Source organism: Kitasatospora sp. NPDC088779 (assembly GCF_040685395.1).
Taxonomy (GTDB): Bacteria; Actinomycetota; Actinomycetes; order Streptomycetales; family Streptomycetaceae; genus Kitasatospora.
The window spans coordinates 58,368-84,469 of sequence record NZ_JBFBHW010000023.1; the positions used below are offsets into that span (position 1 = coordinate 58,368).

At 75.0% G+C, this 26,102-nt stretch carries 5 protein-coding genes; all 5 read left to right on the forward strand.

Annotated features, from left to right (window positions below; genetic code table 11):
- The first annotated feature begins 9 nt into the window (after positions 1-9).
- Positions 10-6,354: an amino acid adenylation domain-containing protein gene (locus AB0P03_RS22435; RefSeq protein ID WP_363630421.1), complete on the forward strand. Its 6,345-nt coding sequence runs from the start codon at positions 10-12 to the stop codon at positions 6,352-6,354.
- Complete coding sequence (locus AB0P03_RS22440) at positions 6,351-18,821, forward strand: amino acid adenylation domain-containing protein (protein ID WP_363630423.1); 12,471 nt, start codon at positions 6,351-6,353, stop codon at positions 18,819-18,821. Before AB0P03_RS22435 ends, AB0P03_RS22440 begins: the two co-directional genes overlap by 4 nt.
- Before the next feature lie 11 nt (positions 18,822-18,832).
- The gene (locus AB0P03_RS22445) at positions 18,833-23,443 is read left to right on the forward strand and encodes an amino acid adenylation domain-containing protein (protein WP_363630425.1); all 4,611 of its coding nucleotides are present in this window, start codon (positions 18,833-18,835) and stop codon (positions 23,441-23,443) included.
- Positions 23,444-23,498: 55 nt separating this feature from the next.
- Positions 23,499-24,272: an alpha/beta fold hydrolase gene (locus AB0P03_RS22450; RefSeq protein WP_363630427.1), complete on the forward strand. Its 774-nt coding sequence runs from the start codon at positions 23,499-23,501 to the stop codon at positions 24,270-24,272.
- A gap of 281 nt (positions 24,273-24,553) precedes the next feature.
- Entirely contained in the window at positions 24,554-26,098 is a 1,545-nt protein-coding gene (locus AB0P03_RS22455) for a tryptophan halogenase family protein (RefSeq protein ID WP_363585120.1), read from the forward strand.
- Positions 26,099-26,102 lie beyond the last annotated feature (4 nt).

Here is a 26,102-nt window from a genome sequence, read left to right on the forward strand (position 1 = left end):
AGAGCGAACGTGACGATCACCAACGACAGTGTCCTGTCGCCGGCGCAGCAGCGCCTGTGGTTCCTGAACCGCTTCCAGGAGGGCGCCGCCGGCCACACCCACACGGTGGCGCTGCGGCTGGCCGGCGGCCTGGGTCCGGAGCAGCTGCGCGCCGCGCTGGACGCCCTGGTCCGGCGGCATCCGCTGCTGGGCACCGTGCACCGCGAGGCCGAGGGCCGCTGCCGCCCCGAACCCGCCCCCGACGGCGGGGCGTTCGCCGGGCTGCGGCCCGAGCCGGTCGCCCCCGACGAGCTCGACGAGGCGCTGACCCGGGCGGCCGGCCAGGGCCTGGACCTCACCCGGGAGCCCCCGCTGCGGGCCCGGCTGCTCGCCACCGGGCCGGACGCCCACGTGCTGGTCCTGACGGTGCACGAGATCGCGGCCGACGAGCGCTCGCTCGCCGTGATCGTCGACGACCTGGCCCGGGCGTACGCGGCGGCCACCGCCCCGGCCGCCCCCGGCGCGCCCGAGCCCGCCCCGCAGTACGCCGCGGCCGCCGCCGCCGACCGGGAGCTGAACGGCGCCCCCGAGCGGCCCACCGAGTACGCCGCGGCTGAACTCGCCCACTGGCGCGCCACTTTGGACGGCGCGCCGGCGCAGCTCGACCTGCCCGTCGACCGGCCGCGCCCGGCCGTCACCCGCTACGCCGCCGACGAGTACCGCAACGAGCTGGACGGCCCGCTGACCGCGGCCCTCGCCGACCTGGCCGCCGACTGCGACGCAGGCGTCGAGGCGGTGCTGCACGCCGCCGTCGTGGCGCTGCTCGGCCGCTTCGGCGCCGGCGCCGACGTCCCGCTGATCGGCAGCCTGCCCGGCCGCGACGGCGGGCGGCGCGCCGCCGTGGTCGGCCCGCTGGCCAACCCGGTGGTGCTGCGGGTCGTCCGCCGCCCCGGCGCCTCCTTCCGCGAGCTGGTCGGCGACTGCGCGGCGGTCGCCGCCACGGCCCGGCGCCACGGTGGCGTCCCGTTCGAGACCGTGGTCGGCGAGCTGCGGCCCGAGCGCGCGCTCAACCGCCACCCGCTGGCCCAGGTGGCCTTCGACCTCGCCGAGGACCTGCCCGCCCGGCTCGGCTTCGGCCCGCTCGACGCCCAGGTGGCCCAACTGCCGCGCCAGCACTCCCCGTTCGACCTCCAGCTGCGCTTCCGCAGCGCGCCCGACGGCTCCGGGTTGCGGCTGGCCGCGACCTTCAGTACCGAGCTGTTCGACCCGGAGACCGTCCGGCGGCTCACCGACGCGCTGCCGCGCCTGCTGGCCGCCGCCGTCGCCGCGCCGGACGCCGACCCGGACGGTTACGAGGTGCTGGACCCGGCCGAGCGGCACGCCCTGCTGACCGCGTGGAACGCCACCGACCGGCCGGTGCCCGACTCCGACGTCTCCGCGCTGTTCCGGGCCCGGGCCGCCGCCCAGCCCGCGCGGACCGCCCTGATCGCCGGCGACACCGTGCTCAGCTACGCCGAACTCGACGACCGGGCCGAGCGGCTGGCCGGCGAGCTGCGCCGCCACGGCGCCGCCCCGGGCCGGCTCGTCGCCCTGGCGCTGCCGCGCTCCGCCGACCTCGTCGTCGCCCTGCTCGCGGTGGCCCGCACCGGCGCCGCCTACGTGCCGCTCGACCCCGACTACCCGGCCGACCGGATCGGCTACATCCTCGACCACGCCGCCCCCTCGGCGCTGGTCACCGACAGCGCGACGGCCGGGCGGCTGCCCGCCACCGCCGCCCACCGGGTGCTGCTGGACGACGAGCAGGTGCGCGCCAGGCTGGCGACGGAGCCCGCCGGGCCGCAGGGCCCCGCCGCGACCGCCGCCGACCCGGCCTACGTCATCTACACCTCCGGCTCCACCGGCCGGCCCAAGGGCGTCGTCATCAGCCGCCACGCGCTGACCAACTTCCTGGTCTCGATGGCCGACCTCTTCCCGCTCGCGGCCGAGGACGTCTGGACCTCCGTCACCACGATCGCCTTCGACATCGCCGCCCTGGAGCTCTACCTGCCGCTGGTCGGCGGCGCCACTGTGGTCCTCGCCGACCGCGCGACCGTCACCGACCCCGCCGGGCTGGGCGCCCTGGTCGGCCGCACCGGCACCACGATCATGCAGGCCACCCCCAGCCTCTGGCAGGCCCTGTGCGACGAAGTCCCGCAGGCGCTGCGCGGCCTGCGGATGCTGGTCGGCGGGGAGGCCCTGCCGGCCGCCCTCGCCGAGCGGATGCGCGCGCTCGGCAGCGAGGTCACCAACCTGTACGGGCCCACCGAGACCACCATCTGGTCCACCGCCGCCCGCCTGGACGACCGCCCCGGCGCGCCGACCATCGGCCGGCCGATCGGCAACACCCGGGTCCGGGTCCTCGACGAGGCGCTGCGCCTGGTGCCGATCGGCGCCGCCGGCGAGCTGTACATCGCCGGGGACGGCGTCGGCACCGGCTACCTGCACCGCGAGGACCTCACCCGGGACCGCTTCCTGCCCGACCCGTACGGCGCCGAGGGCGAGCGCATGTACCGCACCGGCGACATCGTCCGCTGGGCCGCCGACGGCAACCTGGAGTACGTCGGCCGCGCCGACTTCCAGCTGAAGGTCCGCGGCTTCCGGATCGAGCCCGGCGAGATCGACGCCGTCCTGGAGCAGCACCCCGCGGTGGCCCGCGCCGTCACCGTCGCCCGCGAGTACGCGGCCGGTGACACCCGGCTGGTCTCCTACGTGGTGCCGGCCGGCGAGGGCGGCGCCGACCCGGCCGAACTGCGCGCGCACGCCGCCGCCACGCTGCCCGGCTACATGGTCCCGGCCGTGGTGGTGCCGATCCCCGGGATCCCGCTGACCCCCAACGGCAAGACCGACCGGGCCGCGCTCCCGGACCCGGGCACCGCAGCGACCGGCAGCGGGCACGGGCCGCGCAGCGCCCGCGAGGAGCAGCTCTGCGACCTGTTCTGCGAGGTGCTCGGCGTCGCCTCGATCGGCGTCGACGACAGCTTCTTCGACCTCGGCGGCCACTCCCTGCTCGCCACCCGGCTGATCGGGCGCATCCGCTCGGTGCTGGACGTCGAGGTGCCGATCCGCACCCTGTTCGAGTCGCCCACCGTCGCCGGGCTGGCCGGCCGGCTGGGCAGCGAGCCCGCCCGCCGGGCCGGGCTGGTGCCGGTCGACCGCGACCGGCCGCTGCCGCTCTCCTACGGCCAGCAGCGGCTCTGGTTCCTGTACGACTACGAGTCCCAGGGCACCGAGTACAACTCGCCGCTCGGCCTGCGGCTGACCGGGCCGCTCGACCGGGACGCCCTCGGGCGCGCCGTCGACGCGCTGGTGGCCCGGCACGAGGCGCTGCGCACCACCTTCGCCACCGAGGGCGGCCAGGGCGTGCAGGTCGTCCACGCCCCCGCCCACCGGCCGGTGCGCTTCACCGACCTCGCGGCCGAGGGGCGCGTCGACGACCTCGACCAACTGCTGCGCACCGAGCTGAGCCGCTCCTTCGACCTGCGCGGCGGCCCGCTGCTGCGCCCCTGGCTGATCCGGCTGGCCGACGCCGAGTACCTGCTCGTCCTCGACATGCACCACGTCGTCACCGACGGCTGGTCCAAGGAGGTGATGGCCCGCGAGCTCGTCGCCCTGCTCGGCCAGGAGGCCACCGGCCGACCCGCCGCGTTGAGCGAACTTCCCCTTCAGTACGCCGACTTCGCCGTGCACCAGCACGGCGAGCGGGGCGCGCGGGAGGCCGCCGACCTCGCCTACTGGAAGCGCCGGCTGGACGGCGTGGTGCCGCTGGAGCTGCCGACCGACCGGCCCCGGCCCGCCACCCGCGCCACCCGGGGCGCCGGCCACTCCTTCGAGCTGAGCCCCGAGCTGGTGGCCGCCCTCACCCGGCTCTGCCGCCGGGAGGGCGTCACCCTGTTCACCGTCCTCACGGCGGGCGTCCAGCTGCTGCTGTCCCGGTACGCGCGCCAGCGCGACGTCGCCGTGGGCACCATCGTCTCCGGCCGCGAGCACAGCGAACTGGAGGACGTGCTCGGCTTCTTCGTCAACACGCTGGTGCTGCGCGCCCGGACCACCCCCGACACGACCGTCGGGGCCTTCCTGGCCGACGTCCGGCAGGGCGTGCTGGAGGCCTTCACCCACCAGCACCTGCCGTACGACCGGCTGATCGACGAGCTCAAGCCGGACCGCGACCCCAGCCGCACCCCGCTGATCCAGGCCGCGCTGATGCTCAAGCGGGCCCAGGACGCGCTGCCCGGCCCGGACGGCCTGCGGGTCGAGGAGAGCGCCCTGCCGCGGATGCACGCGCTGTTCGACATCGGCTTCGAGTTCGAGGAGCGCGACGGGCGGCTCGGCGGCCTGGTCGAGTACAGCACGGCGCTCTTCGACCCGGAGACCGTCGCCCGGATCGCCCGCCACCTCACCGTGCTGCTGGAGGGCATGGCGGCGGCCGACCCGGACCGGCTCGTCGACGAGCTGCCGCTGATGGACGAGCAGGAACGCCGGCTGGTCACCACCGGCTGGAACGCCACCGCGACCGGCGCCCGGTTCCACACGGCGACCATCCACGGGCTGGTCGCCGACCAGGCCCGGCGCACCCCGGACGCCGCGGCCGTCACCACCGAGGACCGCAGCCTGACCTTCGCCGAACTCGACGCGCTGACGGACGCGCTGGCCCACCGGCTGGCCGACCGCGGCGTCGGCCCGGGTACCGTCGTCGGCGTCCGCACCCGGCGCGCCGCCGAGATGACGATCGCCCAGCTCGCCGTGCTCAAGGCCGGCGGCGCCTACCTGCCGCTCGACCCCGAACTGCCCGACGACCGGACGGTCTACGTGCTCCAGGACGCCGGGGTGCCGGTGCTCCTCACCCAGCGCGACCTGCCCGGGCCCGAGGCGCCGGACGGCGTCGAGGTGCTGTACGTCGAGGACACCGGGCCCGGCACGCACGACGGGCCGCCCGAGGTCGCCGTCGGCCCGTCCGACCTCGCGTACGTGATCTACACCTCGGGCTCCACCGGCAAGGCCAAGGGCGTGCTGATCGAGCACCGCGGCGTGGTCAACCTGTGCGACTGGTACCGGGACTTCTTCGACGCCGGGCCCGGCGACCGGGCCACCCAGATGGTGCCGCCCGGCTTCGACCCGACGGTGCTGGAGCAGTGGGGCGCCCTCGCCTGCGGCGTGGAGGTCCGCTTCGCCTCCGACCGCGTCCTGGAGGACCCGCACCTGCTCGCCGGCTGGATCGTCGAGCAGGGGATCACCCTCATCCTCATCCCGGCGCCGCGCCTGGAGGCCCTGCTCGACCAGCCCGCACTGCACCAGGGCCGGGTGCGCCACATCCTCACCGGCGCCGACGTGGTGCGCCGCCGGCTGCCGCGCGGCTCGACGATGGCGCTGTCCAACCTGTACGGCCCGACCGAGACCACCGTGCTCACCACCGGCACGGTGCTGGAGGCGGAGGAGGACGCCCCGGTCGGGCGGCTGCCCTCGATCGGCCGGCCCATCGCCAACACCACCGGCTACGTGCTCGACGAGCACCGCGAGCCCGTCCCGGTGGGCGTGCCCGGCGAACTGTACGTCGGCGGCGCCGGGGTGGCCCGCGGCTACCTGGGCCGCCCGGAGCTCACCGAGGAGCGGTTCGTCCCGGACCACCTCGCCGCCACCGCCGGCGCGAGGCTCTACCGCACCGGCGACCTGGTCCGCTGGCTGCCCGACGGCACGCTCGAATTCCTCGGGCGGATCGACAACCAGGTCAAGGTGCGCGGCTACCGGATCGAGCTGGGCGAGATCGAGACCGCGCTGCTCGACGACGAGGGCGTCGAGCAGACCGCGGTGGTCGCCCGGACCCAGCCGTCCGGGCAGACCGTGCTGACCGGCTACGTGGTGCCCGCGGACGGCACCGCCGACCCGGAGAAGATCCGGGCCCGGCTCGCCGAGCGGCTGCCCGGCTACATGGTCCCGCCGGTCGTCATCGTCCTGGACGCGTTCCCGATGACCACGAGCGGCAAGATCGACCGGCGGGCCCTGCCGGAGCCGGAGGAGCAGCGGCCGGCCGCCGAGCCCACCGCGCCCCGGGACGAGACCGAGGCGGCGCTGGCCGGGATCTGGGCCGAGGTGCTGGGCGTGCCCGTCGTGGGAGCCGAGGACAACGTCTTCGACCACGGCGCCAACTCGGTGCTCACCCTCCAGGTCACCGCCCGGATCCGGGAGGTGTTCGGCGTCGGGGTCTCGGCCCGGCACGTGTTCGCCGCCCGCACCGTGGCGGCCCTCGCGGACCAGGTCCGCAAGCAAGTACTCGAAGACGTGCGCCGGACACCGGCGGACCGGACGACGACGCGCGGTGGCGCGCGGGGGAGCAACCGATGACAGACCAGCGACACAGCGAGGGCCAAGACGCCGACGAGATCCTGCGGCAGCGACTGGCGGCCGCCGGCGGCGGCGACCGCGACGCGATCCGGCCCGGCGGCGACGGCCCGGCCCCGCTCTCCTTCGGCCAGGAACGGCTCTGGTTCCTCCAGGAGTTCGAGACCGACGCGGTCGAGTACACCACCTCCTTCGGCCTCCGGCTGCGCGGCGGCCTCGACCTGGCCGCGCTGCGCACCGCGCTGACCGGCCTGGTCGAGCGGCACGAGCCGCTGCGCACCGTCTTCACCACCGAGGACGGCGTGGCCCGCCAGGAGGTCCGGCCCGCCTACGCCCCGGACACCGAGCCGGTGGACCTGAGCGCGCTGGGCGCCGAGGAGCGGGAGGCCGAGTTCGCCGCGCTGCTGCGCCGCGAACTCGCCACCCCCTTCGACCTCGCCAGCGGCCCGCTGCTGCGCTCCACGGTCGTGCGGCACGGCCCGGACGACCACGCGCTCTTCCTCAACCTGCACCACATCGCCGCCGACGGCTGGTCCAAGGGCCTGCTGACCGGCGAGCTCGGCGAGCTCTACCGGGCCGCCGTCGAGGGCCGCCCGCACACCCTCGCCCCGCTGCCGGTCAGCTACCGCGACTACTCCCGCTGGCAGCGCGAGCGCTGCACCGAAGACCGCCTGTCCGGGCAACTGGACTACTGGCGCGACGAGTTGGCGGACATCCAGCCGCTGGAGCTGCCCACCGACCGGCCCCGCCCGGCGGTGCGCACCACCGTCGGCGCCCTGCACGCCTTCCAGGTCGACGCCGAGGTCGCCGCCGGGCTCGACACGCTCGGTGCCGAACGCGGCACCACGCTCTTCGCCGTGCTCGCCGCCGCCACCCAGGTGCTGCTGGCCCGGCACACCGGCCAGCGCACCGTGGGCCTGGGCACCGTGTCGGTCGGCCGCGACCGCACCGAACTGGAGCCGCTGGTCGGCTTCTTCGTCAACACCCTGGTCCTGCACGGTCGGATCGACCTGGACGAGGCCTTCGGCGACCTGCTGGAGCGCACCACCGACCAGCTCTGGGACGCCCTCAGCAACCAGGACGTCCCCTTCCACCGCCTGGTGGACGAGATCCAGCCCGAGCGCGACCCGAGCCGCACCCCGCTGGTGCAGGCCGCCCTCGTGCTCCAGAACGACCCCGGCGCCCTGCCCGACTTCGGCGGCCCGGCCGTCGAGGAGTTCCGCGCGCCCTCGGTGTCCTCCATCTTCGACCTGACGCTGGAGTTCACTCCGGCCGCCGACGGCACGCTGGGCGGGACGGTGGAGTACAACACCGACCTGTTCGACGCCTCGACCATCGACGCGCTCTGCACCCGGCTGCTGCTCCTGCTGGCGGGCGTCGCCGCCGACGCCGACCGCCCGGTCGGCGACCTGCCGCTGCTCACCGCCGCCGAACTCGACACCGTCACCCGCGACTGGGCCGAGAACCGGGTGCCCTACCCGGCCGACCGGACCGTCCACTCGCTGGTCGCCGAGCAGGCCGCGGCCACCCCCGACGCCATCGCCGTCACCGCCGCCGAAGGTGAGCTGACCTACCGTCAACTTGACAAGCGGGCCGACCGGTTGGCCCGGCTGCTGCTCGACCACGGCGCCCGCCCCGGCCAGCACGTCGCGGTCTGCCTGCCCCGCGGCACCGGCCTGGTCGTCGCCCTGCTGGCCGTGCTCAAGGCCGGCTGCGCCTACGTGCCGCTGGACCCGGACTACCCGGCCGACCGGCTGGAGTTCATGCTCGCGGACACCGGGGCCGCTCTCTGCGTCACCGACCGGGAGCTGCTCGAACGGCTGCCCGACCTGGCCGTCCCGGCCCTGCTGCCCGCCGAGCGCACCGCCGAGCTGGCCGCCCTCCCGGCCGGTCCGCCGGCCACCGACGCGGGGCCGCGGAGCGCCGCCTACGTCATCTACACCTCCGGCTCCACCGGCCGACCCAAGGGCGTCGTGGTCGAGCACCGCTCCATCGTCCGGCTGGTCCGCGGCGCCGACTACGCCCCGCTGGCGGCCGACGACGTGGTGGCTCAGGTCGCCGACGCCACCTTCGACGCGGCGACCTTCGAGTTCTGGGGCCCGCTGGTGGCCGGGGCGCGGATCGCCGTCATCACCAAGGACGTCCTGCTCGACCCGCCGGCCTTCGCGGCCGCACTGCGCTCGACCGGCGCCACCGCGATGTTCCTCACCGCCGGCGTCTTCAACCAGGTCGTCGGCCTGGAGCCCACCGCCTTCGGCGGCATGCGCCACCTGCTGGTCGGCGGCGAGGCGCTCAACCCGCGCCGGATCGCCGAACTGCTGGCCGGCGGCGCCCCGCCGCAGCGGCTGGTCAACGGCTACGGCCCGACCGAGACCACCACCTTCGCCGTCTCCCACCTGATCCGCGAGACCGACGGCGTGCGCGCCATCCCGATCGGACGCCCGATCTCCAACACGGCGGTGTACGTCCTCGACGAGCGCCGCCGCCCCGTCCCGCCCGGCACGCCCGGCGAGCTCTGGATCGCCGGCCCCGGCGTCGCCCGCGGCTACCTGGGCCGCCCGGAACTGACCGAGGAGCGCTTCCAACCCTCGCCGTTCGCGGCGGAGCCCGGCGAGCGGATGTACCGCACCGGGGACGTGGTGCGCTGGGCCGACGGCCTGGTCGAGTACCTCGGCCGCGCCGACACCCAGGTCAAGGTCCGCGGCTACCGGATCGAGCCCGGCGAGGTCGAAGCCGTCCTGGAGGCCCACCCCGCGGTGGCCGAGGCCCTGGTGGTCGCCCTCGCGGACGGCGACCACAAGCGGCTGGTCGGCTACCTGCGCGCCGAGCCCGGCGCCGTCATCGCGCCGCAGGACCTGCGGGCCTTCGCCGAGCAGCGGCTGCCCTCCTACAGCGTTCCGACCGCCTTCGCCACCCTCGACACCTTCCCGCTCACGTCCAACGGCAAGGTCGACGTCCGGGCCCTGCCGGCGCCGGACGCCCCCCTGGAGCGGGAGGACTACCGGGCCCCCGAGGACCCGGCCGAGCAGGCGCTCGCCGAGGTCTGGTCGGAGGTGCTCGGCATCGGCAAGGTCGGCGTCGACGACAACTTCTTCGAACTCGGCGGCGACTCCATCCTGAGCATCCAGGTGGTCGCCCGGGCCCGCCGGGCCGGACTCGTCATCACCTCGAAGGACATCTTCTCCCGGCAGTCGCTCGCCGACCTCGCCCGCGCCGCCCGCCCGGTGGAGGAGGCCCCGGTCGTCCAGGCCGACGCCGACGACCACGAGCCGGCCCCGCTCGGCCCCGTCCAGGAGTGGTTCTTCGCCCACCACACCCGCGGCGCCCACCACTTCAACCAGTCCGTGCTGATCACCCTGGACGGCGCGGTCGACGAGCCCGCGCTGGCCCGCGCTCTGGCCGGCCTCGTCCGCCGGCACGAGGCCCTGCGCACCCGCTTCGCCACCGGCCCCGACGGCCGGCGGGTCCAGACCGTCAGCGCGCCGGACGCCGACGCCGTGCCGGCCGAGGCCCGGATCGAGCGGATCACCCTCGACCAGGCCGCCCCCGGGGAGCGCGCCGCCGCCATGCGCACCCTCGCCGAGGCCGCGCAGGCCTCGCTGGACCCGGCCGAAGGGCCGCTGGTGCGCACCCTGCTGTTCGACCACGGCGTCGGCGAGCCCGCGCGGCTGCTGCTCACCGTGCACCACCTGGCCGTGGACGGCGTCTCCTGGCGGATCCTCCTGGAGGACCTGGAGAGCGCCTACCGGCAGGCCGTCCGCGGCGAGGACGTCGACCTCGGCCCGGCCGGCACCTCGTACCGCGGCTGGGCGCGCCGCCTCGCCGCCTTCACCCAGGACGGCGGCCTGGACGACGAGCTGGCGCACTGGGCCCGCCCGGTGCCGGCCGGCTCCGCCGACCTGCCCACCGACCGGGAGGGCCGCAACAGCGTCGGCGACACCCTCGCCGTCAGCGCCGGCCTCGACGCCGAGCGCACCCGGCAACTGCTCCAGGACGTGCCCGCCGTCTACCGCACCCAGGTCAACGACGTCCTGCTGACCGCGCTCGGCCGCGCGCTCGCCCGCTTCACCGGCCGGGCCCGCACCCTGATCACCCTGGAGGGCCACGGCCGCGAGGAGATCCTGGACGGTACCGACGTCTCCCGGACGGTCGGCTGGTTCACCTCGATCTTCCCGGTGCTGCTGGAGTCCCCGGCCGACCGCCCGCTCGGCCGGCTCATCCGCGACACCAAGGAACTGCTGCGCGCCGTGCCCGGCCGCGGCGCCGGCTACGGTCCGCTGCGCTACCTGCGCGGCGACCAGCCGCAGGCCGCCGCCCTGGCCGCGGCGCCGCAGCCCCAGGTCAGCTTCAACTACCTCGGCCAGTGGAGCGACGCCGCGGCCGGGAGCGAGCTGTTCCGCGCCGTCGAACCCGACTACGGCCTGGACCACCACCCGGACGAGGAGCGGCCGCACCTGCTGGACATCGTCGGCGAGGTCCGGCACGGCGTGCTGACCTTCGACTTCCACTACGCGCCGCAGCGCCACGACCAGGCCACCGTGCAGCGGCTCGCCGACGACTTCGCGGCGGCCCTGACCGAACTCGTCGAGCACTGCCTGACCCCCGGCGCCGGCGGCGCCACCCCCGGCGACTTCCCGCTGCTCACCCTCGACCAGGCGACCGTCGACCGGCTGGTGCCGGCCGGCTCCACCGTCGAGGACATCCACCCCCTGACCCCGATGCAGAGCGGGATGCTCTTCCACACCCTCAACCAGGACGGCGTCGGTGCCTACTCCGACCACGTCGCCTTCCGGCTGGAGGGCGTCCGCGACGTCGACGCGCTGGCCGCCGCCTGGCAGCACGTGGTCGACCGCACCCCCGCGCTGCGCACCCGGCTGGTCTGGGACGGCGTCCCCGAGCCCGTCCAGGTGGTCGAGCGCTCCGCCCGGCTGACGGTGCGCCGCCTCGACTGGACCGGCCTGCCCGCCGCCGAACTGGACCGCCGGCTCAAGGCGCTGATCGACGAGGAGCGCGCCACCGGGATCGAGCTGTCCCGGGCGCCGCTGATGCGCCTCGCCCTCGCCCGCGAGGACGAGCGGACCGTCCGCGTCGTGTGGACCTTCCACCACGCCGTCCTGGACGGCTGGAGCACCTCGCACCTGTTCGCCGACCTCTTCGCCGCCTACCAGGCGCTCACCGACGGCAGGGGCAAGGCCCCGGCGCTGCCCGAGCGCCGGCCGTTCCGCGACTACGTCGCCTGGCTGGCCCGGCAGGACAAGGACGCGGCCGCCGCCCACTGGAGCGCCCTGCTGGGCGACCTGGACGCGCCGACCCAGCTGCCCTTCGGCCGCTCGGTGCCCCAGGGCCACGAGTCCCAGTCCGCCGGGCAGGTCCGGGTGGGCCTGTCCGGCGCCGAGACCGACGCGCTGGTCGCGATGGTCCGCCGCCACCGGCTCACCCTCAACACCGCCGTCCAGGGCGCCTGGGCGATCCTGCTGGCCCGCCACTCCGGGCAGCGCGACGTCTGCTTCGGCACCACCGTGGCCGGCCGCCCGACCGAGCTGCCCGGCGCCGACACCATGGTCGGCAACCTGCTCAACACCCTGCCGCTGCGCACCGAGGTCGACCAGGACGCCCCGCTGGTGGAGTGGCTGGCGGCCCTCCAGGCCGAGCAGGCCGAATCCCGGCGCTTCGAGTACTCCTCGATCGCCGAGATCCAGCGCAGCAGCAAGGTCCCGCGCGGCAGCGCGCTGTTCCAGACCCTGGTGGTGTTCGAGAACTACCCGGGCAACGGGGCCGCCGCCGAACGCCACGGACTGCGGCTCAGCGACGTCCGCGCCGTCGACACCACCAGCTTCACGCTGGACCTCACCGCCTACGACGACGACGGCTCGCTGACCCTGCTGCTCTCCTACGACCCGGCGCTCTACGACCGCGCCCAGGCCGAGGTGCTGGCCGACCAGCTCGCCGTCCTGCTCGGCAGCATGCCCACCGCCCCCGGCCAGCGGGTCGGCGACGTCCCGATGCTGTCGCTGCGCGCCCGCGACCGCGTCCTGTACGAGTGGAACGACACCGGCACCCCGGGCGCCGACGCCTGCCTGCACGAGCTGATCGCCGAGCAGGCGCAGCAGACCCCGGACGCCGAGGCGGTGGTCTTCGAGGAGACCGTGCTGACCTACGCGGAACTGGAAGCCCGGGCCAACCGGCTGGCCCAGCACCTCGTCGGCCAGGGCATCGGCCCGGAGACCGTCGTCGCCATCTGCCTGGACCGCGGCCCGGACACCGTCGTCGCCGCCCTCGGCGTCCTCAAGGCCGGCGCCGCCTACCTGCCGCTGGACCCCACCCACCCCGCCGAGCGGCTGCGCCTGGTGCTGGACGACAGCGCCGCCGCGATGCTCGTCACCCAGCGGGACCTCGCCGAGCGGCTCCCGCTGTGCGACGCGACCGTGCTCTGCCTGGACGCCGACCGCGAGGAGATCGACAGCTGGCCCGCCGAGGCGCCCAGCACCGAGGTGACCCCGGACAACCTCGCCTACGTCATCTACACCTCCGGCTCCACCGGCAAGCCCAAGGGCGTCACGGTCGAGCACCGCAGCGTCGCCCGGGCCGCCGCCGCCTGGCGCGAGGCCTACCGGCTCGACCGTGGCCCCGTCCGCCAGCTCAACCTCGCCAGCATGGCCTTCGACGTCTTCGTCTCCGACCTGACGCACGCGCTGACCACCGGCGGCGCCCTGGTGCTCTGCCCGAAGGACGCCACCACCGACCCGGTGCGCCTGCTCGACCTGATGGAGCGCCAGCGCGTCACCCACGTCGAGACGGTGCCCTCGCTGGCCAACGCGCTGGCCGACGAGGCCGCCCGCAGCGGCCGGGCCTTCCCGCCGCTGCGCTACCTGGCCGTCGGCTCGGACAACTGGCGCACCGACGACTGCCGGCGGCTGCTGAAGAGCGTCGCCCCCGGCACCGTCGTGCTCAACTCCTACGGCGTCACCGAGGCCACCGTCGAGTCCTCGTACTTCACCGTCACCCCGCAGAGCCTGCCGGACGTCGCGTCCGTGCCGATCGGCCGGCCCATCCCGGGCACCCGGATGTACGTCCTGGACGCGGACCTGGAGCCGCTGCCGGTCGGCGTCGTCGGCGAGCTCTTCCTCGGCGGCACCGGCGTCACCCGGGGCTACCTGGGCCGCCCCGACCTCACCGAGGAGCGCTTCTCCGCCGACCCGTTCACGCCCCACCCCGACGGCCGGCTCTACCGCACCGGCGACCAGGCCCGCTTCCTGCCCACCGGCGACGTCGAGTTCCTCGGCCGCGGCGACGACCAGGTCAAGATCCGCGGGTTCCGGGTGGAACTCGCCGAGATCGAGGCCGTCCTGCGCCGCCACCCCGACGTCCTGGAGGCCGTCGCGGCGCTGCGCTCCGAGCCGGGCGCCGTCCTGACCGGGTACGTCGTGCCCCGGCCCGGCACCGCACCGGAGAGCGCCGAACTGCGCCGCTACCTGGAGGGCTCGCTGCCCCGCCACATGGTGCCGCAGGCCTTCGTCCGGCTCGACCGGCTGCCGCTGAACGCCAACGGCAAGGTGGACCGGCGGGCGCTGCCGGCCGCGGCCGCCGACGACCGCCCGGTCACCACCAGGACGGCCCCCCGCAACCCCGCCGAGCAGGCGCTCGCCGGGCTCTGGGCGGAGGTCTTCCGGGTGCCCGAGGTCGGCGTCGACGACAACTTCTTCGACCTGGGCGGTGACTCGATCCTGAGCATCCAGGTCGTCTCCCGGGCGCGGCAGTTGGGACTGCGCCTCAGCTCGCAGGACATCTTCAGCCACCAGACCATCGCCGGGATCGCCGCGGCGATCTCGACCCACGAACCCGAGGAGCCGGCCGGCGTGAACACCGAACCCGTCACCGGAAGGGCGCCGCTGACCCCGATCCAGCGCGCCTTCTTCCACCACCACACCGAGGCCCCCCAGCACAGCACCATGTCCGTGCTGGCCGAGCTGCGCGAACTCCCCGACGAGGCGCACCTGCGCACCGCGCTCGACGCCCTCCTCACCCACCACGACGCCCTGCGCACCCGCTTCCGCACCGTCTACGGCCGCTGGCAGCAGGAGATCGCCGCCCCCGGCGACGGCTGGCCGCTGGAGCGGCTGGACCTCACCCTGGAGGCCGACCCGGAGGGCGCGCTGCTGGCCGCCGCCACCGCCGCCCAGTCCGGCTTCGACCTGGCCGAGGGCCCGCTGGTGCGGGCCGTGCTGGCCGACCTCGGCGGCACCGCCGGCGCCCGGCTCTTCCTCACCGCCCACCACCTGGTGGTCGACGCGGTCTCCTGGCAGACCCTGCTCGGCGACCTGGAGACGGCCTACCGGCAGGCCGCCGAGGGCCGGCCGGTCGACCTCGGCTCGCGCGGCACCTCCTTCCTCGACTGGTCCCGCCGGCTCTCCGAGCACACCGCGGTCGGCGGCTTCGACGAGGAGCTGGACCACTGGTTCGCGGCCGGCCGCGCCGGCGGCGAGCCGCTGCCCGCCGACCTCACCGGCACCCCGACCGTCGCCACCGCCGCCGCCGTCCGGGTCGGCCTGGACGCGGAGAGCACCGACGCGCTGCTGCGCGAGGTCCCCGCGGTCTACCGCACCCAGGTCAACGACGTCCTGCTGACCGCGCTCGCCCGGGTGCTCGCCGACTGGACCGGCCGCTCCGCCGTCCTGGTGGACCTGGAGGGCCACGGCCGCGAGGAGATCTTCGACGACGTCGACCTGAGCCGCACCACCGGCTGGTTCACCACCTCCTTCCCGGTCGCCCTGGACACCGCCGACGGCGCCGACTGGGGCGCCCGGCTCCGCTCCGTCAAGGAGCAGCTGCGGGCCGTCCCCCAGCGCGGCATCGGCTACGGCGCGCTGCGCCACCTCAGCCCGGCCGGGGCGCCCGGCGAGCTGCTCGCCGAAGGCCCCCGCGCCCAGGTCGGCTTCAACTACCTCGGCCGGGTCGTCGACGGCCACGACGGCGGCCTGCTGCACGACGTGCGGCTCGGCTACGGCACCGAGCAGGCGCCCGGGGAACTGCTGGAGTACCCGCTCGACATCGTGGCGTACGTGCGCGACGGCAAGCTCGGCTTCGAGCTGTTCCACTCCACCGCGACCCACACCACCGAGACCGTCCAGCGGGTCGGCGACCAGCTCGTCGAGGCCCTGCGCGGGATCGTCGCGCACTGCCGCGAGGCCGGCGCCGCCGCCTCCGGGGCCACCCCCTCGGACTTCCCGCTCGCCCGGGTCGACCAGCCGCTGCTGGACGAGCTGACCGCCCTGGGCCGGATCGCCGACCTCTACCCGGCCACGCCGATGCAGCACGGCCTGCTGTTCCACAGCCTCACCGAGGAGGGCGAGGGCGTCTACCTCGGCCAGCTGTCCTTCCTGCTGGAGGGCGGCGTGGACGCGGACGCCTTCGCCGAGGCCTGGCAGCGCCTCGCCGACCGGACCCCGATGCTGCGCACCGCCTTCGCCCGGGTCGACACCGACCAGCCGCTCCAGGTGGTCCGCGAGCACGTCACCGTGCCCGTCGAGCGGCTGGACTGGAGTGCCCTGCCGGCGGCCGAGCGCGAGCAGCGGTTCGCCGCGTACCTCGCCGAGGACCGCACCCGCGGCATCGACCTGGCCGTGGCGCCGCTGATGCGCCTGGCCCTGATCGACGAGCCGGACGGCGCCCTGCGGGTCGTCTGGACCTCGCACCACCTGCTCCTGGACGGCTGGAGCAGCGCCGAACTGGTCTCCGAGGTGGTCGACGACTACCTCCGGCTCACCGGCCACGACCGGCCCGGCCCGGCCGCCCGCCGCCCGTTCCGCGACTACGTCGCCTGGCTCGGCGAGCAGGACCTGGCCGACGCCGAGCGCTACTGGCGCGAACTGCTCGACGGCTTCACCGCCCCGACCGCGCTGCCGGCCGACCGGGCCGGCGAGGAGGCGGCCCGCCAGGGCAGCGAGGCGACCAGCGTCTTCCAGCTGGAGCCCGAGGTCACCGAGCGGCTCGCCGAGGTCGCCCGGCGCCACCGGCTCACCACCAACACGCTCGCCCAGGGCGCCTGGGCGCTGACGCTCTCGCGCTACGCGGGGGAGCGGGAGGTCTGCTTCGGCTCGGCCGTCTCCGGCCGCCCCGCCGACCTGCCCGACGTCGAGTCGATGATCGGCCTGTTCATCAACAACCTGCCGGTGCGGGTCGAGGTTCGCCCCGAGCAGCCCGTCCTCGACTGGCTGGGCGACCTCCAGCGCGACCAGGTCCAGGCCCGCAGCTACGAGTACGTCTCGCTGGCCCAGATCCGCGGCTGGACCGGGCTGCCCGCCGGGGTCGACCTGTTCGACAGCTACGTGGTCGTCGAGAACTACCCCTTCGACGGCGAACTGGGCTCCGACCAGGGCATCCGGATCCGCGACGTGCGCTCCCAGGAGCCCACCAGCTACGCCATGGTGCTCGCGGTCTTCGCCGGCGAGCAGCTCTCCTTCCGGCTCGCCTACGACCCCGGGCTCTTCGATGTCGACACCGCCGACCGGGTCACCGGCGACCTGCGCGCCCTGCTGGAGGAGATCGCGGCCGAGCCCGAGCGCACCCTCGCCGAGCTGCGCGCGCTGGCCCCCGCCCACCGGGAGCGGCTGCTCACCGGCCACAACGAGACCGCCACCGCGCTCACCACCGACGCCCTGGTGCCCGAGCGGTTCGCCCGCCAGGCCGCCGCCACCCCGCAGGCCGTCGCCCTGGTCCACGGCGGCGAGCGGATCACCTTCGCCGAGCTGGACGAGCGGGCCAACCGGCTCGCCCACCACCTCGCCGACCAGGGTGTCGGCCCCGAGGTGCCGGTCGCGGTCTGCCTGCGGCGCGGCCCCGGCCTGATCACCGCGCTGCTCGCGGTGCTCAAGGCGGGCGGCGTCTACACCCCGCTGGACCCGGCCGCCCCGGCCGAGCGCCTGCGGCTGCTGGTCGAGGACGTCAAGCCCCGGGTGGTGATCGCCGACGAGGCCGCGAGCACCACACTGGCGCTGCCCGCCGACGTCGCCCTGGTCGTCCCGGAGCGCGAGCGGGACGCGATCGCGGCCCGGCCCGCCACCGCCCCCGACCCGGACCTCGCCCCGGAGCACGCCGCCTACGTCATCCACACCTCCGGCTCCACCGGCAAGCCCAAGGGCGTGCTGGTCGAGCACGGCAGCCTGGCGAACCTGCTCGACAGCCACCTGCGGACGGTCTTCGAGCCGCTGCGCGAGGCCTGCGGCGACCGCCAGGTCCGGGTCGCCCACCTGGCGCCCGCGTCCTTCGACGCCTCCTGGAACCCGGTGCTGTGGATGGTCGCCGGCCACGAACTGCACCTGGTCGACGACGAGGTGCGGCGCGACGCGCACGCCCTGGTCGCCTACCGCGCCGAGCAGCGGATCGACTTCCTGCAGACCACCCCGTCCTGGTTCCGCCAGCTCGACGACGCCGGACTGCTCGCCCCCGGCAGCCACCCGCTGCGCGGCGCGGCGCTCGGCGGCGAGGCGATCGGCCAGGCCCAGTGGGACCGGCTGCGCGCCCAGTCCGACCTGATCGCCTACAACTTCTACGGGCCCACCGAGGCCACCGTGGACGCGCTGGTCTGCCGGGTCGCCGACAGCCCCCGGCCCGTCCTCGGCCTGCCCGTCCAGAACGTCCGGGCCTACGTCCTGGACCCGGAGCGCAACCTCGCCCCGGTCGGCGCGCCCGGCGAGCTGTACCTGGCCGGCGACGGCCTCGCCCGCGGCTACCTGGGCCGCCCCGACCTGACCGAACAGGCCTTCCTGGCCGCGCCGTTCGACCCCAAGGAGCGGCTGTACCGCACCGGCGACCGGGTCCGCCGGCTGTCCGACGGCCGGCTGGAGTTCCTCGGCCGGCTCGACGACCAGGTCAAGCTGCGCGGCTACCGGATCGAGCCGGGCGAGATCACCGCGGCCCTGGACGCCCACCCGGGCGTCGCCGAGTCCGTCGTCCTGGTCCGCGGCGAGGCCGAGCACGCCCGCCTGGTCGCCTACCTGCGGCCGGCCGCGGGCGGCGTCCCCGGCGCCGCCGAGCTCGCCGGCTACCTCGCCGAGCGGCTCCCGGCCCACCTGGTGCCGGCCGCCTTCGTCGAGGTGGAGTCCTTCCCGCTCACCCGGCACGGCAAGATCGACCGGGCCGCGCTGCCCGACCCCGCCGAGACGGTCGTCGAGGCCGCCGAGGAGTGGGTGGAGCCGCGCGACGAGACCGAGAAGCTGATCGCCGGGATCTGGTCCGAGACCCTGCACGTGGAGCGGGTCGGCGCGCACGACAGCTTCTTCGCCCTCGGCGGGCAGTCCCTGACCAGCGTGCAGGCGATCACCAGGATCAAGCAGACCTTCGGCATCCGGATCGCCTTCCGCAGCCTCCTGGAGAACCCCACCGTGGCGGGGGTGGCGCGACTCGTCGAGGACGCGCTGCTGGAGGAACTGGAGCGAGAGGCCGCGCGCCAGTCGGCGCCGGCGGCGGAGTAGGGGCAACCGACATGAGTGAGACCCAGACGTCCACGTCCCGCGAGGACCGCATCGCGGCCCTGCCCGAGCACCTGCGGGCCCTGCTGCGGGACCGCCTGGCGGGCGCCGAGGCGCCCGCCCCCGAGGCCGCCGCGAGCACCGCGCTGCGCCCCGCCGACCGTTCCCGCCCGCTGCCGATGTCCTTCGCCCAGCAGCGGATGTGGTTCCTGTACGAGTTCGACCCGGAGTCGGTCGGCTACAACTCCTCCTTCGCGCTGCGGCTGCGCGGCGACCTCGACCGCGCGGCGCTGCACGGCGCGCTGGCCGCCGTCGTCGACCGGCACGAGGCGCTGCGCACCACCTACGACCAGGTGGACGGCGTCCCGGTGCAGGTCCCGCACCCGAGCGTGGACATCCCGCTGCCGGTCGTGGAGGCCGGCGGCGGGACGCCCGAGGAGCGGGAGGAGGAACTGCTGCGGCTGGTCCGCGAGGAGGCCGGCCGGCCCTTCGACCTGCGCACCGGCCCGGTGCTGCGGACCCTCCTCGTCCGGCTCTCCGACCGCGAGCACGTGCTCGTCCTGAGCATCCACCACATCGCGCACGACGGCTGGTCGCTGTCGATCGTCACCCGCGAGCTGGGCCAGTACTACGCGGCCGCGCTCCAGGGGCGCGAACCCGACCTGCCCGCGCCGGGGCCGCAGTACGCGGACTACTCGGTGTGGCAGCGCGAGCGGGCCTCCGGCGGGCGGCTCGACGAGCAGCTCGACTACTGGCGCGAGCAGCTCGACGGCGTCCCTGTGCTGGAGCTGCCGACCGACCGGCAGCGCCCCGCCGTGCCCACCGGGGCGGGCGCCTTCCACGAGTTCAGCGTCCCGGCGGAGACCGTCGCCGGGCTGCGCGAGCTCACCGAGTCCGCCGCGGCGACGCTGTTCATGACGCTCACCGCGGCCACCCAGCTGCTGCTGGCCCGGCTCTCCCGGCAGGAGGACGTCGCGATCGGCACCCCGGTGGCCGGCCGCGACGAGCCCGAACTCGCCGACCTGGTCGGCCTGTTCCTCAACACCCTGGTGCTGCGCGCCCGGACCGAGCCGGGCCTGGGCTTCCGGGACTTCCTGGGCCAGGTCCGCGACACCGTGCTGGCCGGCTTCGACCACGCGGAGGTCCCGTTCGAGCGGGTGGTGGACGCCGTCCAGCCCGAGCGAGACCCCAGCCGGATGCCGCTCGCCCAGGTGCTCATCGTCCTGCAGAACGCCCCCGAGGCGGTCCTCGACCTGCCCGGGCTGACCATGGAGCAGCTGGCCCTGCCGCAGGCGAGCACCGGCTTCGACCTCGTGGTGGCCTTCGAGGAGCGCCCCGACGGCAGCCTCTGGTCCGCCCTGGAGTACAGCACCGACCTGTACGACGAGGCCACGGTGCGCCGCTTCGCCGGCCACCTGACCACCCTGCTCGGCTCGATCGCCGCCGACCCCGACCAGGAGCTGGGCCGGCTCGACCTGCTCGACCCGAAGCAGCACAACCGGCTCACCGTGGACTGGGCCCGCAACCCGGTGGCCTTCCCCGAACAGGACCCGGTGCACCTGCTGGTGGCCAAGCGGGCCGCCGAACGCCCCGACGGCCTCGCGGTGGTGCGCGGCGACGAGCGGCTCAGCTACGCCGAACTCGACCGCCGGGCCGGGCTGTTGGCCGAGGTGCTGCGCTCCCGCGGCACCCGCCCCGGCGACGTCGTCGGCGTCTGCTGCGAGCGCGGTCCCGACCAGGTGGCCGCCACCCTCGCGGTGCTCAAGGCCGGCGCCGCCTTCCTGCCGCTGAACCCGCGCTTCCCGGCCGCCCGCCGGGAGCTGATGCTGGCCGAGACCGGCGCCGGGTTCGTCTTCACCGAACGCGCGCTGGCCGCCGACGCGGGCGAGTCCGCCGCCGAGCCGCTGATCCTGGAGGACCTGCGCCCGCAGCTCGACGCGCACACCGGACCGGTGCCCGAGGGCGACCGGGTGGGGCCGGACGCGCTCGCCTACATCGTCTACACCTCCGGCTCCACCGGGACGCCCAAGGGCGTGCTGCTGGGCCACGGCGGCCTGACCAACGTGGTCAACGCCTCCCGGCTGATCGTCGGCACCGGCCCCGAGAACACGGTGACCCAGCTCTCCTCGCCCAGCTTCGACGGCGCGGTCTGGGAGACCTTCCTCGCCCTCGTCTCCGGCGCGGCGCTCGCCCTCCCGGCGAACGAGTCCGAGGCGCTGGGCAGCGAGCAGCTGCGCGCCATGGCGGGAGGCCGGCCCACCGTCCTCGCGCTGCCGCCCGCGGCCCTCGCGGCGGTCGAGCCCGAGGCACTGCCCGCCGGCTCGGTGGTGCTCGCCGTCGGCGACCGCTGCCCGGTCGGCCTGGCCCGCAGGTGGTCGCGGGTCCACCGCTTCATCAACGGCTACGGCCCGACCGAGAACACCGTCGGCGCCACCATGTTCGAGGTCCAGGACGAGGAGGCCGGCAGCCGGCTGTCGATCGGCCGGCCGCTGCCCAACACCGAGGTCTACCTGCTGGACCCGCACGGCAACCCGGTGCCGCCCGCCGTCACCGGCGAGATCCACCTCGGCGGCCGCGGCGTCGCCCAGGGCTACCTGGGCCGCCCGGAGCTGACCGAGCAGCGGTTCGTCCCGCACCCCTTCGCGGACGACCCCGGGGCCCGGCTCTACCGCACCGGCGACCTCGGCGCCTGGCTGCCCGACGGGCGGATCGACTTCCGCGGCCGCGCCGACGACCAGGTCAAGATCCGCGGCTTCCGGGTCGAGCCCGGCGAGATCGAGTCGGCGATGCAGCGCCACCCCGCGGTCGACCAGGCCGCCGTGGTGGTCCGCGAGAGCGACCGCGGCAAGCAGCTCGTCGGCTACCTGGTCGCCGCGCCCGGCCGCGACCGGGGCGAGGCGGTCCGCGAGGTCCGCGAGGCCCTGACCGAGGAACTGCCCGCCTTCATGGTGCCCGCCGCGCTGATCCCGATGGACGCGATGCCGCTCACCACCAACGGCAAGGTCGACCGGGACGCCCTGCCGGACGCCCGGGAGGCCCTGACCAGGGTCTCCACCCCGCCGACCGGCCCGGTGGAGACCGCGCTGGCCGAGGTGTTCCGCTCGGTGCTGGGCATCGAGGACGTCGGCGCCGAGGACGACTTCTTCCTGCTCGGCGGCGACTCCATCCTCTCCACCCAGGTGGTCGCCCGGGCTCGCCAGGAGGGCCTGCACTTCACCGCCCGGGACCTCTTCCAGCACAAGACCGTCGCCGCGCTCGCCAAGGCCGCCGGGACGGGGGAGAGCGGGCCGGCCGAGGAGGACCCGTACCGCACCGGGCCCGTGCCGCTGACCGCCGTGCAGCAGTGGTTCTTCGAGCACCACACCGTCAACCCGGGCCACTTCAACCAGTCGCTGCTGTTCGAACTCGTCCCGGGCACCGACGCCGAGGCCCTGCGTGCCGCCCTGGCCGCGCTGGTCGGGCAGCACGACATGCTGCGCGCCCGCTACACCCGCGACGCCGGGGGCGCCTGGTCCCAGGAGGTGGCGGCCGAGGCCGACGGCTGCTGGGACTTCCAGCGGCTCGACCTCGCCGGGGCGCAGGACGCCGAGGAGCGCGCCACCGAGGCGTTCCGGCAGGCCCAGAGCGGCCTGCGGCTGGCCGACGGGCCGTTGCTGTGCGCCGTCCTGGCCGACCTGGGACCGGACCGCCCGGCCCGGCTGTTCCTCACCGCGCACCACCTGGTGGTCGACGGCGTCTCCTGGCGCATCCTGCTCGACGACCTGCGCTCCGCCTACGCCGACCTGGCGGCCGGCCGGCCCGTGCGGCCCGCCCCGCGCTCCACCTCCTTCGGCCAGTGGTCCCGCCGACTGCGCGAGCACGCCCTGACCGGCGGCTTCGACGACGAGCTGGCGCACTGGCGGTCGCTGCCCGAGCCCGCCGGGGAGCACCTGGACACCGGCCGGTTCGGTGACCGCCGCACCGCGCGGCACACCCTGACCGGGGACGAGACGGAGGCGCTGTTGCGCCGGGTGCCCGGCGTGCTGCGCGCGCAGGTCCACGAGGTGCTGCTGACCGCCCTCGCCCAGGCGCTCGCCGCCCAGGGCCACGCCGGCGACGGCGGCACCGTGATCGACCTGGAGGGGCACGGCCGCGAGGAGATCCTGGACGGCGTCGACCTGTCCCGCACCGTCGGCTGGTTCACCACGATCTACCCGGTGCTGCTCGACGTGCCCGCGGACCTGGCGCCGACCGCCGCCGTCCGGGTGGCCAAGCGCCGGCTGCGGGCCGTCCCGCGCCGCGGCATCGGCCACGGCGTCCTGCGGCTGGCGGCGGCCGCCGAGGCCCGGGAGGACCTGCTGGTCCCGGTGCCCAGGGCCCGGATCGGCTTCAACTACCTCGGCCAGTGGGACAACCAGCTGCCCGAGGGGGACCGGCTGATCCTGCGCCACCTGGACCACGGCGGCGGCGACCACGAGCCGGGCGAGACCCGCACCTACGAGCTGGACGTCGCCGCCGCGGTCGAGGGCGGCCGGATGGAGCTGTCCTGCGTGTACGCGGGCGGCCGGTTCGACGAGGCGGCGGCCACCGCCCTGCTCCAGCGCATGCACGAGGCCCTGCGCGAGATCGTCCGGGCCTGCGGATGACCGGCCGGGCCGGTACGGACACGGCCCCGCGGGGCCGACGGAAGGAAGTGACCGTTTGAACGACGACCAACCCTGGCTGGTGATCCCCCGGCCGCGCCCGGAGGCGACCCGTCGGCTGGTCTGCCTGCCGCACGCCGGCGGCAGCGCGGGCTTCTACCGGCCCTGGGCCAACCACCTCTCGGCGGCCGTCGAACTCCAGCTCGTCCAGTACCCGGGGCGGGAGGAGCGGATCGAGGACCCCTTCGTCCAGGACGCCGCGACCCTGGTGGCCCAGCTGACGCGGGCGCTGCTGGAGACCGACCGCCCCGGCGTCGAGACGGTCGTCTTCGGCCACAGCATGGGCGCGCTGCTCGCGTACGAGACCGTGCAGTCGCTGCACGCGCAGGGCCTGCCGGTGGCCCGGCTGGTGCTCTCCGGCTACCCGCCGCCGCAGGCGCCGGCCGGCTCCGGCGACGGACCGGCCGGGCGGGCGCCGGCCCTGCCCCGTGGCGACGACGAGCTCCTCGCCACGGTCGCGGGCCACGGCGGGACCCAGATGTCGATCTTCGACGACCCGGACATCCGGGAGATGGTGCTGCCGATCCTGCGCAACGACTACCTGCTGATCGACTCCTACCGGCCCACCGCGCTGCGCCCGGTGGACTGCGGGGTCGTGGTGCTCACCGGGGACTCCGACGTCACGGTGAGCGTCGAGCGGGCCCGCGGCTGGGAGGCGCTGGCCGGCAAGGAGTTCGCGTTCCACGTGCTGCCCGGCGGGCACTTCTACCTGACCGCGCAGCGGGCCCGGGTCATCTCCTTGCTGCACGACTACCTGCTGGACGGGGGCTGAGCCGGCCCGGCCGGGCCGCGAACCCCCCGCCGAACCCCCGCCGAACCCCCGCCGAATTCCGGCGAGTTCCGGCGAGTTCCGCCGAACAGATGGCACCCCCAACCATCGGGTGTCATCTGTTCGGCATGTCGGAAAACCCCCGGCGAACGCCGGTACGCGCTGGAGTGCGTGTTTCCGCTGAGGCTTAAAAGCCTGTTTTCCGGAGGCTCCGCTGCCGCAGGATTTCGAGCCATGGGACAGCCCGGGGCTCCGGGTTGAACGACCGGCTGAGAGGGTCAGGAATGCTGGGCAACGTCGTCATCGTCGGTGGTGGGACATCCGGTTGGATGGCCGCCTCGTACCTGCGCGCCGCATTCGGCGATCGCATTTCCGTCACGCTGGTGGAATCCAAGCGAATCAAGTCCATCGGGGTCGGCGAGGCGACCTTCAGCACCGTCCGGCATTTCTTCAACTACCTGGGCCTGCCGGAGCACGTCTGGATGCCCAAGTGCAATGCCACCTACAAGCTCGGCATCCGATTCGAGAACTGGCGGCGCAAGGGCCACTACTTCTACCACCCCTTCGAGCGCCTCCGGGTCGTCGACGGCCTGCCGCTCACCGACTGGTGGCTGAACAGCCGCTCCGGCGACCGCTTCGACCAGGACGTGTTCCTGATGGCCGCGATCTGCGACGCCGAGAAGTCCCCGCGCTACCTCGACGGCACCCTCTTCGAGCAGGACTTCAAGGAGGGCGGCAACACGACCGAGCGCGACACCCTCACGGAGCAGGACACCCAGTTCCCGTACGCCTACCAGTTCGACGCCTCGCTGCTGGCCGACTTCCTCTCCGGGTACGCCACCGAGCGCGGCGCCAAGCACATCGAGGACGACGTCGTCGAGGTCGTCCAGGACGAGCGCGGCTGGATCAGCGGCGTGCGCACCAAGGAACACGGCCTGATCGAGGGCGACCTCTTCATCGACTGCACCGGCTTCCGCGGCCTGCTGATCAACCAGACCCTGGAGGAGCCGTTCACCTCCTTCCAGGACACCCTGCCCAACAACCGCGCGGTGGCGCTGCGCGTCCCGGTCGACATGGAGAAGCGCGGCCTGCGCCCCTGCACCACCGCCACCGCCTCGGACGCCGGCTGGATCTGGACCATCCCGCTGTTCGGCCGCATCGGCACCGGCTACGTCTACTCCGACGAGTACGCGACGCCCGAGGAGGCCGAGGCCACGCTGCGGGCCAAGGTCGGCCCGGAGGCGGAGGGCCTGGAGGCCAACCACATCAGGATGCGGATCGGCCGCACCCGCAACGCCTGGGTCAACAACTGCGTCGCCATCGGCCTGTCCAGCGGCTTCGTCGAGCCCCTCGAGTCGACCGGCATCTTCTTCATCCAGCAGGGCATCGAGGAACTGGTCAAGCACTTCCCGGACGCCGACTGGGACCCGGGGCTGCGCCGCTCCTACAACCGCATCGTCGGCAACACCATCGACGGCGTACGGGAGTTCCTCGTCCTGCACTACAAGGCCGCGGCCCGCGAGGACAACGCCTACTGGCGGGACGCCAAGACCCGGGTGATGCCCGACGGCCTGGCCGAGCGGATCGAGCTGTGGAAGGCCAAGCCTCCGACGGAGGCCACCATCTTCCCGCACTTCCACGGGTTCGAGTCCTACTCCTACCTGGCCATGCTGCTCGGCCTCGGCGGCATCGAGCTCAAGGCCCCGCCCGCGCTCGCCCTTCAGGACGGCAGCCGCGCGGAGAAGGAGTTCCAGTTGCTGAGCGACCAGTCCGCCGAGCTCCTGAAGCGCCTGCCCAGCCAGTACGAGTACCTCGCCCAGATGCACTGACCCT